The sequence below is a fragment of the Pseudomonas sp. S3_A03 genome, from assembly GCF_054668275.1.
In genome coordinates this window covers 5271260-5283747 of the sequence record NZ_CP162753.1, presented here as the reverse complement: position 1 = coordinate 5283747, position 12488 = coordinate 5271260, and the positions used below count along the sequence as shown (strand labels likewise).

The following is a 12488-nucleotide window of genomic DNA, read 5'->3' as shown; positions in this document are numbered from 1 at the left end:
CCGGCTTACAGCTTGCCGGCGTTCTCGGTCAGGTAGGCTGCAACACCTTCCGGCGAAGCGTTCATGCCCTTGTCGCCTTTCTTCCAGTTGGCCGGGCAGACTTCGCCGTGCTCTTCGTGGAATTGCAGGGCGTCGACCAGGCGGATCAGCTCTTCCATGTTACGGCCCAGCGGCAGGTCGTTGATGATCTGCGAGCGCACAACGCCCTTGTCGTCGATCAGGAACGCGCCACGGAATGCCACGCCGCCTTCGGACTCAACGTCGTAGGCCTTGGCGATGTCGTGCTTCATATCGGCAGCCATGGTGTATTTGACTTTGCCGATGCCGCCATCGTTGATGGCCGTGTTACGCCAGGCGTTGTGAGTGAAATGGGAGTCGATGGAAACGGCAACCACTTCAACATTACGCGCTTTGAAATCGTCCATGCGGTGGTCCAGAGCGATCAGCTCCGAAGGGCAGACGAAGGTAAAGTCCAGTGGGTAGAAGAACACCAGGCCGTATTTGCCTTTGATGGCTTCGGACAGTTTAAAGCTGTCGACGATTTCGCCATTGCCGAGAACGGCCGGTACGTCGAAATCCGGGGCTTGTTTGCCGACGAGTACGCTCATTGGGTATCTCCTGATGCAGGGGTGACGATTGAAGTAAAAGGACCGGTCATGAGTCTGCCGCGTTTAAGCGACAGGCCTGTGACGCAGTCACGCTTCGTGAAGACCGACCATCATACACGGAAAAAACCGTTCGTCAGCGCGAGGGCGATGGCGGTAAATAGCCTACGAATCTACTTTGACAATCATTCTCGTTAACATTAAGATCCATCGCACTTAAGCCTTAAACCCGCGACGGTTCTCCCTTATGTATGTGTGCCTGTGTACCGGCGTCACCGACGGACAAATCCGCGAAGCAATCTACGAAGGTTGCTGCAGCTACAAGGAAGTGCGTGAAACCACCGGCGTTGCCAGCCAGTGTGGTAAATGTGCTTGCCTCGCCAAGCAAGTGGTACGGGAAACCCTGACGCAGCTGCAGACAGCCCAGGCCGCGCTCCCCTATTCAACTGAATTTACACACGCCTGATAACGCGTGTTTTAAAGAACCGGACTTAGTGTCCGGTTTTTTTATGCCTGTAATTCAATTAGTTAGCGCCAAGACGCGGAACACAAACATTCTTATTCCGATTAATTTTCATTTATTATTCAATAACTTAGGTTTGACACTAAGGTTTTCGCCGCTCAAACTCCGCCCTATACACAGCTATTACAGGGCAGGACCCCAGTCATGAAAGGCGACATCTCAGTCATCCAGCAACTCAACAAAATCCTTGCCAATGAACTGGTCGCGATCAATCAGTACTTTCTGCATGCACGCATGTATGACGATTGGGGCCTGGAAAAGCTCGGCAAGCGCGAATACAAAGAATCGATCAAGGCCATGAAAGACGCGGACGCGCTGATCAAACGCATCCTGTTCCTGGAAGGCCTGCCGAACGTGCAGGACCTGGGCAAACTGAATATCGGCGAGCACACCCAGGAAATGATCGGCAGCGACCTGGGCTTTGAACGCAAGAGCCACAGCGACCTCAAGGCCGCCATCGCGCATTGCGAAGCCCAAGGCGACTTCGGCAGCCGCGAACTGCTGGAAGATATCCTGGAAGACCAGGAAGAACATATCGACTGGCTGGAGACCCAACTGGGCCTGATCGACAAGGTCACCCTGGAAAATTACCTGCAATCGCAGATGGGTGAATAACCCTTCGCCCACAGGTACAAAAAAGCCCCGCTCTCGTATGAGAAGCGGGGCTTTTTTATTGCGTGGCCTTTTACAACAGCATCAAGCTTCAGTCTTGCCTGCCGCTTTTGTCGCTGCGTCTTTGATCAACGCTTGCAACGAACCATCAGCCGCCATTTCGGTAATGATGTCGCTGCCGCCGACCAGCTCACCCGCCACCCACAGTTGCGGGAAAGTCGGCCAGTTGGCGTACTTGGGCAGGTTGGCGCGGATTTCAGGGTTTTGCAGGATATCCACGTAAGCGAACTTCTCGCCGCACTGCATAACAGCCTGGGACGCCTTCGCGGAGAAACCGCACTGAGGAGCGTTAGGAGCGCCCTTCATGTAAAGCAGAATGGTGTTATTGGCAATCTGCTCTTTGATCGTTTCGATGATATCCATGTAACACCTCTGCAGGAACTTTGCGACTCACGGGTCGGCACGGTGGCGCATTGTAACGCAAAATTCCAGCAGGGTGCTCAGCCACCTCAAGCCGCCGCCACTTGCACTGGCACACCATTCAGGGCCGCGTTGCCCGAAAGCTCATCCAACTGCCGTTCATCGGTCAGGTCATTGGCGCTTGCTCCCGGCTGCCCGCTGGCAATGCTCATCTGCACCCCCGGGCGGCCGTGCCCCCAACCATGGGGCAAGCTGACCACGCCGGGCATCATATCCAGGCTCGCCATCACCTCTACCTCGACCATGCCGATGCGCGAACTGACGCGCACCCGCTGGCCATCGCTCAATTGGCGGCGGGCAAGGTCGTCGGGGTGCATCAGCAATTGATGCCGAGGCTTGCCCTTCACCAGCCGATGGTAGTTATGCATCCAGGAGTTATTGCTGCGCACGTGACGACGGCCAATCAGCAGCAACTCGTCGGCCACCGGCACCGGCTGCGTGGCAAAACGTGCCAGGTCGGCGAGAATCACAGACGGTGCCGCCTGTACCTTGCCGTCCGCCGTTTTCAAACGCGCACAGAGGTTGGGACGCAGCGCGCCCAAATCCACACCATGAGGATGGTCGGCCAGCATCGCCACCGACAATTTATGGCTGGACGCATCCCCGTACACACCGGCGCGCAGTCCGAAATCGATCATCTGTGCCGGAGGCATGGTGGGTTTGAGCGCCACGCCGGTCTGCGCCGCGAACGCCTTGGCCAGACCGACAAAGATCTCCCAATCATGCAAAGCGCCATCAGGTTTAGGCAGGATCGCCCTATTGAAGCGCGTGACATTGCGCACCGCAAACATGTTGAACGTGGTGTCGTAGTGATCGTTTTCCAGCGCCGATGTGGACGGCAAAATCAGGTCGGCATAGCGCGTCGTCTCATTGATGTACAGGTCGACGCTGACCATGAACTCCAACCCATCCAGGGCCTGCTCCAATTGGCGACCATTGGGCGTCGACAACACCGGATTGCCTGCCACCGTGACCAAGGCGCGGATTTGCCCTTCGCCTTCGGTGAGCATTTCTTCGGCCAGGGCCGACACCGGCAATTCGCCACCATATTCCGGACGCCCGGACACGCGGCTCTGCCAGCGATTGAAATGCCCGCCGCCGGTGGAAGCCACCAGGTCCACCGCCGGAGAGGTGCACAGCGCGCCGCCGACCCGGTCCAGGTTGCCGGTGACCAGGTTGATCAGTTGCACCAGCCAATGACACAAGGTGCCAAATGCCTGCGTCGAGACGCCCATGCGCCCATAGCAAACGGCCTTGTCCGCAGCGGCGAAATCCCGTGCCAACTGGCGGATCTGCTCGGCGGGCACGGCACACTGGTGGCTCATGGCTTGGGCCGTGAACCCGGCGATCGCACGGCGCACATCATCCAGCCCCTCAACCGACAAATGAGTGTCGCGCGTCAGGTTCTCGCTGAACAAGGTGTTGAGCAGCCCGAACAACAGCGCCGCGTCGCCCCCGGTCGCACAAACAGATGCTGGTCGGCAATCGCCGCCGTCTCGCTGCGCCGTGGGTCGACCACGACCACTTTGCCGCCCCTGGCCTGGATCGCCTTGAGCCGTTTCTCCACATCCGGCACGGTCATGATGCTGCCGTTGGACGCCAACGGGTTGCCGCCCAGGATCAGCATAAAGTCGGTGTGATCGATATCCGGGATCGGCAATAACAGGCCATGGCCGTACATCAGATGACTGGTGAGGTGATGAGGCAATTGGTCTACGGAGGTTGCGGAAAACCGGTTGCGCGTCTTGAGCAGGCCGAGGAAGTAATTGCTGTGGGTCATCAGCCCATAGTTGTGCACGCTGGGGTTGCCCTGGTACACCGCCACCGCATTCTGCCCGTGCCGAGCCTGGATGCCCGCAAGGCGCTCGGCCACGAGGGCAAACGCCTCGTCCCAGGCGATCGGCCGCCATTCACTGCCCACCCGCAGCATGGGTTGGTGCAGCCGGTCCGGGTCATTCTGGATATCCTGCAAGGCCACGGCCTTGGGGCAGATGTGGCCACGGCTGAATGTGTCTTGAGGGTCGCCCTTGATCGAAGTAATCGCCAGGCTGCCATCTTCGGCGCGGGTGGTTTCCAGGGTCAGGCCACAGATGGCTTCACACAGATGGCATGCACGGTGATGGAGAGTCTTGGTCATGGCCAGTCTCTTTATAGGGGCTTTGGCCTCACTATGGGCCGCGCCCCTGAGACGCACCAGCATCGTTCGCCGTGTGAATCCACAGGCATCAGGCCAGGCCATGGGCAAGCGTGAGCAAATGTTACAGAACCGCGCGCACAGCCCCCGAAACCGACGCAGCCTGGCCCAGGCCCGCCGCCGCGCATTGCAAAAGGTTGCGAGGCCAGTGTACAAATGGCTCGCTGCTGTCAGGAAATCGTCTTCAAAAGCGCTCTCGCGCCCTTCTTGAACACCCCTAAAAACGTAGCCCTATTGGTAAGACGCGACATTTAATGTCAATATCGCGCCTTCCCCTATTTCGTCGCCCCGTGCGGCTTTCGCCGCAGGTCTCGCCCGTTGTCACAATAAACAAGGCTTTGAGTATCTGCGGTCTGTTGCAAAAAGGTAGTTAATGATGAGCGCAAGGCACTTTCTCTCCCTGATGGATTGCACGCCCGAAGAGCTGGTCGGCGTGATTCGTCGAGGCATTGAGCTTAAAGACCTGCGTAACCGCGGCGTACTGTTCGAGCCCTTGAAAAACCGCGTTCTCGGGATGATTTTCGAGAAATCGTCCACCCGCACCCGCCTGTCTTTCGAAGCCGGCATGATCCAACTCGGTGGCCAGGCCATCTTCCTGTCACCGCGCGACACCCAGCTGGGTCGTGGCGAGCCGATCAGCGACTGCGCCATCGTCATGTCGCGCATGCTCGATGCGGTAATGATCCGTACCTTTGCTCACAGCAACCTGACCGAATTTGCCGCCAACTCGCGCGTACCGGTGATCAACGGCCTGTCCGATGACCTGCATCCCTGCCAACTGCTGGCCGACATGCAAACCTTCCTCGAACACCGTGGCTCCATTCAGGGCAAGACCGTGGCCTGGATCGGCGACGGCAACAATATGTGCAACAGCTATATAGAAGCGGCGATCCAGTTCGACTTCCACCTGCGCATCGCCTGCCCTGAGGGTTACGAGCCCAATGCCGAGTTCATGGCCAAGGCCGATGGGCGCGTGCAGTTGTTGCGCGATCCGAAAGATGCCGTAGTGGGTGCCCATCTGGTCAGCACCGACGTCTGGACCTCCATGGGTCAGGAGGACGAAACCGCCAAGCGCCTGGCACTTTTTGCGCCGTACCAGGTAACGCGCGCCCTGCTCGACACGGCCGCGCCGGACGTGTTGTTCATGCACTGCCTGCCTGCCCACCGTGGCGAAGAAATCAGCCTCGACCTGCTCGACGACCCGCGTTCAGTCGCCTGGGACCAGGCCGAAAACCGCCTGCACGCCCAAAAGGCCCTGCTCGAATTCCTCGTCGAACCGGCGTACCACCACGCATGAGCCATCCATTACTGCTGAACCTGCGCAATCTGGCATGCGGCTATCAAGACCAACGGGTGGTGCAAAACCTCAACCTGCACCTCAACGCAGGTGACATCGGTTGCCTGCTCGGGTCCTCGGGCTGTGGCAAGACCACCACGCTGCGTGCCATCGCGGGCTTTGAGCCGGTGCATGAAGGCGAAATCAGCCTGGCCGGCGAAGTGATCTCCAGCGCCGGTTTTACCCTGGCTCCCGAGAAACGTCGTATCGGCATGGTGTTCCAGGACTACGCGCTGTTTCCTCACCTCAGCGTGGCCGACAACATCGCGTTCGGCATCCGCAAGCATCCGCAAAAGGAGCGCGTGGTCGCCGAGTTGCTGGAACTGGTCAACCTGAAGAACCTGGGCAAGCGTTTCCCCCATGAACTCTCGGGCGGCCAGCAACAACGTGTCGCCCTCGCCCGCGCCCTGGCGCCGGAGCCGCAACTGCTGTTGTTGGACGAACCTTTTTCCAACCTTGATGGCGAACTGCGGCGCAAGCTCAGCCATGAGGTACGTGACATTCTCAAGGCGCGCGGTACCAGTGCGATCCTGGTTACCCATGACCAGGAAGAAGCGTTCGCCGTCAGCGATCAGGTGGGTGTTTTCAAGGAGGGTCGACTCGAGCAATGGGACACGCCCTACAACCTCTATCACGAACCGCAGACGCCGTATGTCGCCAGTTTTATCGGCCAGGGCTACTTCATTCGTGGGCAGTTGAGCTCGCCTGAATCCGTGAGTACCGAACTGGGCGACCTGCGCGGCAATCGCGCCTATACCTGGCCCACCGGTGGCGCAGTGGATGTGCTGTTACGCCCGGACGACATTGTTTATGCGCCGGACAGCGCCTTGAAAGCACGGATCGTCGGCAAAACCTTCCTCGGCGCATCCACGTTGTACCGTTTGCAACTGCCGACCGGCGCGCAGCTGGAATCGATTTTCCCCAGCCATGCGGACCATCAGGTCGGCGCCGATGTGGGGATCCGTGTGGCGGCTGAGCATTTGGTGCTGTTCCAGGCATCAGGCAGCGTCGCTGCGCAAGTACCTCGTTCCGAGTCAGGCGTACGGCGCTACAGCCCGGTCAGTTGAGTATTTGAAGAAACCGGGGCGAAATCTGGGAGAGGGCTTGCCCCCTCCCACACTGGATCTCCAGTAGCCTGGATTATGCCCGGCCAATTTCTGCGAATTTAGCCTGGGTATGTTCAGCCAGCACCTGCGCCGACAGCTCCACCTCCAACCCCCGCCTCCCCGCACTCACGTAAATCGTCGCCAACGGCTGCGCCGTTTCATCGATAAACGTGCGCAGGCGCTTCTTCTGCCCCAACGGGCTGATGCCGCCCAACAGATAGCCCGTAGAGCGCTGCGCCGCCGCCGGGTCGGCCATTTCGACTTTTTTCACGCCAGCCGCATGCGCCAGCGCTTTCAAATCCAGACTTCCGACGACCGGCACTACCGCCACCAATAATTCGCCCTTCTCGCTGCTCGCCAGCAGCGTCTTGAACACGTGCGCCGGGTCCAGGCCCAATTTTTCCGCAGCCTCCAGGCCATACGAAGCCGCCTTGGGATCGTGTTCATAACTGTGGATACGATGTTCGGCACGAACTTTTTTCAACAAATCCAATGCAGGGGTCATGAAGGCTCCAGGCGAGACAAACAGAGGGCCGATTCTAGGCCAAGCCCACGTAAAACGCTCTAGTGCGGCGATTTATCTCATTACACCGGCTCATGTAAAGCGTGATCATTCATCAAACCAATAGTTCGAAAGTGACCAACAGTTCACTTTCGACCTTTGACAACCGTCATTCTTGTCTATATTTTTTCGTTTCCGAATACTGCATACGTATAGCCGCAGCATTCGAGCAGTAAGCCGTGGTTTGGATGGGGATCCTCGTCACGGTGAAAATCGCGCAACAGCCCGTTGAGGCCGTGCGCCAGACAAGAACAACAACTGAGGTTTTCCATGACAACTGCTCTTCAACAGCCTTCACTTTCGAGCCAATGCATGGCCGAATTTCTCGGAACTGCGCTGCTGATCTTCTTCGGTACCGGATGTGTCGCTGCGCTCAAGGTCGCGGGTGCCAGCTTTGGCTTGTGGGAAATCAGCATCATCTGGGGCATCGGCGTCAGCATGGCGATCTACCTGAGCGCCGGCATTTCCGGGGCGCACCTCAACCCGGCCGTCAGTATTGCACTGTGCATCTTCGCCGACTTCGACAAGCGCAAACTGCCCTTCTACATCCTCGCCCAGATCGCCGGCGCCTTCTGCTCGGCCGCCTTGGTGTACACCCTCTACAGCAACCTGTTTTTCGATTACGAACAAACCCACCACCTGGTGCGCGGTACACAAGCCAGCCTGGAGTTGGCGTCGGTGTTCTCCACCTACCCTCACGCACTGCTGAGCACCGCCCAGGCGTTCCTGGTGGAAATGGTCATCACCGCCATCCTGATGGGCGTCATCATGGCCCTGACCGATGACAACAACGGCCTGCCACGCGGCCCACTGGCCCCACTGCTGATTGGCCTGTTGATTGCTGTGATCGGCAGTGCCATGGGCCCGCTGACCGGCTTCGCGATGAACCCCGCACGGGATTTCGGGCCCAAGCTGATGACCTTTTTCGCGGGTTGGGGTGAAATGGCCTTTACTGGTGGCCGCGATATTCCTTACTTCCTGGTGCCGGTTTTCGCGCCTATCGTGGGCGCATGCCTCGGCGCCGCGGCCTATCGCGGGCTGATCGCCCGTCACCTGCCGAACGCCGCACCTGCTATAGCTGAAACACCTGACACGGCTGTCAACGGCAACACCCGTATTTCCTGAAAGCGCCAGCCTGGCCCTGCTGCCCTTTGAGGCCCAGGCTGATTTCTGACTTCCTTATTTTCGTGCAAGGCAATCGACATGACCGACCTTCAGAATAAGAACTACATCATTGCTCTCGACCAAGGCACCACCAGCTCCCGGGCGATCATCTTTGATCGTAACGCCAACGTGGTGTGCACCGCCCAGCGTGAATTCGCCCAGCATTACCCACAGGCGGGCTGGGTCGAACACGACCCCATGGAGATTTTTGCCACCCAGAGCGCGGTGATGGTTGAAGCCTTGGCCCAGGCCGGCCTGCACCATGACCAGGTCGCCGCCATCGGCATCACCAACCAGCGTGAAACCACCGTGGTCTGGGACAAGGTCACCGGCCGCCCGATCTACAACGCCATCGTCTGGCAGTGCCGCCGCAGCACCGAGATCTGCCAGCAGCTCAAGCGCGACGGCCACGAGCAGTACATCAGCGACACCACCGGCCTGGTCACCGACCCGTACTTCTCCGGCACCAAGCTCAAATGGATCCTCGACAACGTCGAAGGCAGCCGCGAACGTGCGCGCAACGGCGAGTTGCTGTTCGGCACCGTCGACAGCTGGCTGATCTGGAAATTTACCGGCGGCAAAACCCACGTCACCGACTACACCAACGCCTCGCGCACCATGCTCTTCAACATCCATACGCTGGAATGGGATTCGAAGATGCTGGAGATCCTCGACATTCCGCGCGAAATGCTGCCGCAAGTTAAGTCGTCCTCGGAAATCTATGGCCGCACCAAAAGCGGCATCGCCATCGGCGGTATCGCCGGTGACCAGCAAGCGGCGCTCTTCGGCCAAATGTGCGTAGAAGCCGGCCAAGCCAAGAACACCTACGGCACCGGCTGCTTCCTGCTGATGAACACCGGCGACAAAGCGGTCAAATCCAAGCACGGCATGCTCACCACCATCGCCTGCGGTCCGCGTGGCGAAGTGGCCTACGCCCTGGAAGGCGCGGTCTTCAACGGCGGCTCCACCGTGCAGTGGTTGCGCGACGAGCTGAAGATCATCAACGACGCCCACGACACCGAGTACTTTGCCGGCAAGGTCAAGGACAGCAACGGCGTGTACCTGGTCCCGGCGTTCACCGGCCTGGGCGCTCCGTACTGGGACCCCTATGCCCGTGGCGCGCTGTTCGGCCTTACTCGTGGCGTACGCGTGGATCACATTATTCGCGCAGCCCTGGAGTCGATTGCCTACCAGACCCGCGACGTACTCGACGCCATGCAACAGGACTCCGGCGAACGCCTCAAAGCCTTGCGTGTGGACGGCGGCGCGGTGGCCAACAACTTCCTGATGCAATTCCAGGCCGACATCCTCGGCACCCAGGTCGAGCGCCCGCAAATGCGCGAAACCACCGCACTCGGCGCCGCCTACCTGGCCGGTTTGGCCTGCGGCGTCTGGGGCAGCCTGGATGAATTGCGCGGCAAGGCCGTGATCGAGCGCGAATTCGCACCGCAACTGGACGAAGCCGCCAAAGAGAAACTCTACGCCGGCTGGCAAAAAGCGGTCAGCCGCACGCGCGACTGGGAACCGCACGAAGGCGCCGAATAAGCCAAGGGCAAAATCCACTTAGGGTTGTAACTGGCAGGGAGTCGATTCCTGCGTCATCATGGGCCACTTTTGTATGGCAGCCCAAAGGACGCCCCATGAATCTGCCTCCCCGCCAGCAACAAATCCTCGAACTGGTACGCGAACGCGGCTACGTCAGTATCGAGGAAATGGCGCAGCTATTCGTTGTCACCCCGCAAACCATCCGCCGCGATATCAACCAACTGGCGGACGCCAACCTGCTGCGTCGTTACCACGGCGGCGCAGCCTATGACTCCAGCGTCGAAAACACCGCGTACGCCATGCGTGCCGACCAGATGCGCGATGAGAAACAGCGCATCGGCGAAGCCATCGCCGCACAAATCCCCGATCACGCCTCGCTGTTCATCAACATCGGCACCACCACCGAATCCATCGCCCGCGCGTTGCTGAATCACAACCACCTGAAAATCATCACCAACAACCTCAACGTCGCCACCATGCTCAGCGCAAAGGATGACTTCGACGTGCTGCTCACCGGCGGCAACGTAAGGCGTGACGGCGGCGTGGTGGGCCAGGCCAGTGTCGACTTCATCAACCAGTTCAAGGTCGACTTCGCCCTGGTTGGCATCAGCGGTATCGACGAAGACGGCAGCCTGCTCGATTTCGATTATCAGGAAGTGCGGGTTTCCCAAGCGATCATTGCCAATGCGCGCCAGGTGATCCTGGCCGCCGACTCCAGTAAATTCGGGCGCAACGCCATGATTCGCCTGGGGCCGATCAGCCTGGTGGACTGCCTGGTGACTGACCAGCAGCCGGTGCCCGCGTTGGTGCAGTTGCTCAATGAGCATAAAGTTCGGCTGGAAGTCGTTTAGCGTCTGCGCTGACATCATCGGGGCAAGCCCCCTCCCGCCTTTTGAGCTGTGAACTCAGTCCAATGTGGGAGCAACTGTCTTGATGACCCTAACTTTGGCATCGCTTTTTAAGACAGCCAAGCTCCCACAGCTTCAAGCCGTGTGACCTTCAACCACATATCGCTACCGATTCAGGCAGCGTGTTCTTTCCATTCGGCTCTATAACGCAGCATCGCGTTCAGCCTGACTAACAAAACACGCATGCATGCGATTAGCGCAACTTTTGCGCGTTTGCCTTTGTCGCGCAGTGCTTTATAGCGGGCTTGGAATTCAGGCTGTTCCCGGATGACAACCCAGCAGGCCATGTAGAGCGAGCGACGCACGGAAAACCTCCCGCCGCTAATGTGACGCGCACCTTGGTGTTTCCCACTGTCGTTGTTATACGGAGCGAGGCCCGCTAGCGCCGTGATCGGACGCCTGCCAATCTCGCCCAGCTCCGGCAGATATGCCATTAGGCTAGCCGCCGTAATGAGCCCGATGCCCTTAACTGAGCACAGGCGTTCGACCTTTTCGCGGTCTAGCCTGTTGGCGGTTTCGCGAATCAGCTGCTCTATCGCGTTCACAGCCTTGCTCAAGTAGTCGATATGGCTCTGCAACGCCGGTTTTACTACGTCGCAGGAGGCTGTTTTCAGGCGCCTTCTGTCATCGTCCCTCTGCTGAACAAAGTTCTCTCGCTGCTGGACTAACGCGCGCAACTCGTCATGTTCCGGGCTGGTGATTCGGCTGCTTGGTGAGTCGAGAACCGCTGCGAACTGCGCAAGAGACTTTGCGTCTATCGGGTCGGTTTTAGCGTGTTGCCCCATCGCCCTGGAAAAACTCTTGGCCCGACGGGGATTGACGCAGATGACATTAAGGCCCGCAGCCTGAAGCGCCTTCATGACTTTGCGCTCATAACCGCCAGTAGCCTCCAACACCACGCGTCCGACCTGGTGAAGCAATAGCCACCCAATCAACCCAGGGAAATCTTCTTCGGCGTTAGCGCAATTTACCCCAACGTCAACCTGATGAACTCGAGCTTCAAGGCTGTCCTTGGAAACATCAATGCCTGCTGGATAGGAAAACATAGCCAAACCCTCTTACACTAAAAGTGAGAGCGCTCTGGCTTGGCCCACGCTTGTAACTGTTCGAGGTGGGCTCGTTCAACTGTTCGGGCTCATGTCCAGAGCGGAGAAGTGAGTGGCAGCATGGGCTCCCACACGTGCTTTAAGCACTTCGGGCATTCAGCTTGCCACTCACCCTCTCACTCTCAGCTTAATCCCGTATCAAGACACAAGGGGGCTTGCTCCCGATAGCGATTTATCCTGCACCCTTTTTCTTGAGCCCGCCCCAGGCTCATGTTCACAAATTTTCCTTTTCCCGCCCTTCGATGAGTTTTTTCAATCGAAGTCGACTGGCTGTGCCCGCGTTTATCAGCTACCATTTTCGCAAATGAACATTCATGTTCGAATTCCAATACGAAAAGATCGCGAGG

Annotated in this window: 11 protein-coding genes and 1 pseudogene; 7 read left to right on the top strand and 5 right to left on the bottom strand. The window is 58.6% G+C overall.

The window, feature by feature from the left end; translation table 11 throughout:
* Positions 1 to 5: 5 nt before the first annotated feature.
* Positions 6 to 608, bottom strand: a complete 603-nt coding sequence (locus AB4O25_RS24170; RefSeq protein WP_003172097.1) for a peroxiredoxin — start codon at positions 606 to 608, stop codon at positions 6 to 8.
* Between the two features lie 244 nt (positions 609 to 852).
* Between AB4O25_RS24170 and AB4O25_RS24165 the strand changes: the two genes are divergently transcribed.
* Positions 853 to 1071 carry a bacterioferritin-associated ferredoxin gene (locus AB4O25_RS24165; protein ID WP_017526354.1) on the top strand — a complete coding sequence of 73 codons (219 nt, stop codon included), beginning with the start codon at positions 853 to 855 and terminating at the stop codon, positions 1069 to 1071.
* A gap of 201 nt (positions 1072 to 1272) precedes the next feature.
* The gene (bfr, locus tag AB4O25_RS24160) at positions 1273 to 1743 is read left to right on the top strand and encodes a bacterioferritin (protein WP_017526353.1); all 471 of its coding nucleotides are present in this window, start codon (positions 1273 to 1275) and stop codon (positions 1741 to 1743) included.
* Positions 1744 to 1824: 81 nt separating this feature from the next.
* On the opposite strand, the gene grxD is transcribed toward bfr, so the two are convergent.
* Together grxD and AB4O25_RS24150 are read right to left on the bottom strand one after the other, a co-directional pair.
* Positions 1825 to 2163, bottom strand: coding sequence for a Grx4 family monothiol glutaredoxin (gene grxD / locus AB4O25_RS24155; RefSeq protein ID WP_065877199.1), 339 nt, complete (start codon positions 2161 to 2163; stop codon positions 1825 to 1827).
* Between the two features lie 86 nt (positions 2164 to 2249).
* Positions 2250 to 4357 (bottom strand): annotated as a pseudogene (locus tag AB4O25_RS24150) (molybdopterin oxidoreductase family protein).
* A gap of 433 nt (positions 4358 to 4790) precedes the next feature.
* Here AB4O25_RS24150 and argF point away from each other — a divergent pair.
* Together argF and AB4O25_RS24140 are read left to right on the top strand one after the other, a co-directional pair.
* A complete protein-coding gene (gene argF / locus AB4O25_RS24145) occupies positions 4791 to 5711 on the top strand; it encodes an ornithine carbamoyltransferase (protein WP_017526350.1) in 921 nt (306 codons plus the stop codon).
* Positions 5708 to 6817 (top strand): ABC transporter ATP-binding protein, encoded by a 1110-nt coding sequence (locus tag AB4O25_RS24140; RefSeq protein ID WP_017526349.1) that lies wholly within the window; start codon positions 5708 to 5710, stop codon positions 6815 to 6817. Before argF ends, AB4O25_RS24140 begins: the two co-directional genes overlap by 4 nt.
* Positions 6818 to 6890: 73 nt before the next feature.
* Here AB4O25_RS24140 and ybaK read toward each other — a convergent pair whose 3' ends face one another.
* Entirely contained in the window at positions 6891 to 7361 is a 471-nt protein-coding gene (gene ybaK / locus AB4O25_RS24135) for a Cys-tRNA(Pro) deacylase (protein WP_017526348.1), read from the bottom strand.
* A gap of 327 nt (positions 7362 to 7688) precedes the next feature.
* On the opposite strand from ybaK, the gene AB4O25_RS24130 reads away from it, so the two are divergent.
* The 3 genes from AB4O25_RS24130 to AB4O25_RS24120 all read left to right on the top strand — a co-directional run bounded on the left by AB4O25_RS24130 (position 7689) and on the right by AB4O25_RS24120 (position 10978).
* Complete coding sequence (locus tag AB4O25_RS24130) at positions 7689 to 8543, top strand: MIP/aquaporin family protein (protein ID WP_017526347.1); 855 nt, start codon at positions 7689 to 7691, stop codon at positions 8541 to 8543.
* A gap of 78 nt (positions 8544 to 8621) precedes the next feature.
* Complete coding sequence (gene glpK / locus AB4O25_RS24125) at positions 8622 to 10127, top strand: glycerol kinase GlpK (protein ID WP_460150038.1); 1506 nt, start codon at positions 8622 to 8624, stop codon at positions 10125 to 10127.
* A 95-nt stretch (positions 10128 to 10222) separates the two neighbouring features.
* Complete coding sequence (locus AB4O25_RS24120) at positions 10223 to 10978, top strand: DeoR/GlpR family transcriptional regulator (protein WP_017526345.1); 756 nt, start codon at positions 10223 to 10225, stop codon at positions 10976 to 10978.
* 170 nt (positions 10979 to 11148) lie between these two features.
* Here the strand turns inward: AB4O25_RS24120 and AB4O25_RS24115 are convergent, their stop codons facing one another.
* On the bottom strand, positions 11149 to 12081 hold the full coding sequence (locus tag AB4O25_RS24115) for an IS110 family transposase (RefSeq protein ID WP_068931592.1): 933 nt from the start codon (positions 12079 to 12081) through the stop codon (positions 11149 to 11151).
* Positions 12082 to 12488 lie beyond the last annotated feature (407 nt).

Bases quoted from the DNA above. Each gene is read 5' to 3' on its own strand.
- argF (WP_017526350.1), top strand. From the start codon at position 4,791: ATGAGCGCAAGGCACTTTCTCTCCCTGATGGATTGCACGCCCGAAGAG.
- glpK (WP_460150038.1), top strand. From the start codon at position 8,622: ATGACCGACCTTCAGAATAAGAACTACATCATTGCTCTCGACCAAGGC.
- AB4O25_RS24140 (WP_017526349.1), top strand. From the start codon at position 5,708: ATGAGCCATCCATTACTGCTGAACCTGCGCAATCTGGCATGCGGCTAT.
- AB4O25_RS24170 (WP_003172097.1), bottom strand. From the start codon at position 608: ATGAGCGTACTCGTCGGCAAACAAGCCCCGGATTTCGACGTACCGGCC.
- bfr (WP_017526353.1), top strand. From the start codon at position 1,273: ATGAAAGGCGACATCTCAGTCATCCAGCAACTCAACAAAATCCTTGCC.
- AB4O25_RS24165 (WP_017526354.1), top strand. From the start codon at position 853: ATGTATGTGTGCCTGTGTACCGGCGTCACCGACGGACAAATCCGCGAA.
- ybaK (WP_017526348.1), bottom strand. From the start codon at position 7,361: ATGACCCCTGCATTGGATTTGTTGAAAAAAGTTCGTGCCGAACATCGT.
- grxD (WP_065877199.1), bottom strand. From the start codon at position 2,163: ATGGATATCATCGAAACGATCAAAGAGCAGATTGCCAATAACACCATT.
- AB4O25_RS24115 (WP_068931592.1), bottom strand. From the start codon at position 12,081: ATGTTTTCCTATCCAGCAGGCATTGATGTTTCCAAGGACAGCCTTGAA.
- AB4O25_RS24120 (WP_017526345.1), top strand. From the start codon at position 10,223: ATGAATCTGCCTCCCCGCCAGCAACAAATCCTCGAACTGGTACGCGAA.
- AB4O25_RS24130 (WP_017526347.1), top strand. From the start codon at position 7,689: ATGACAACTGCTCTTCAACAGCCTTCACTTTCGAGCCAATGCATGGCC.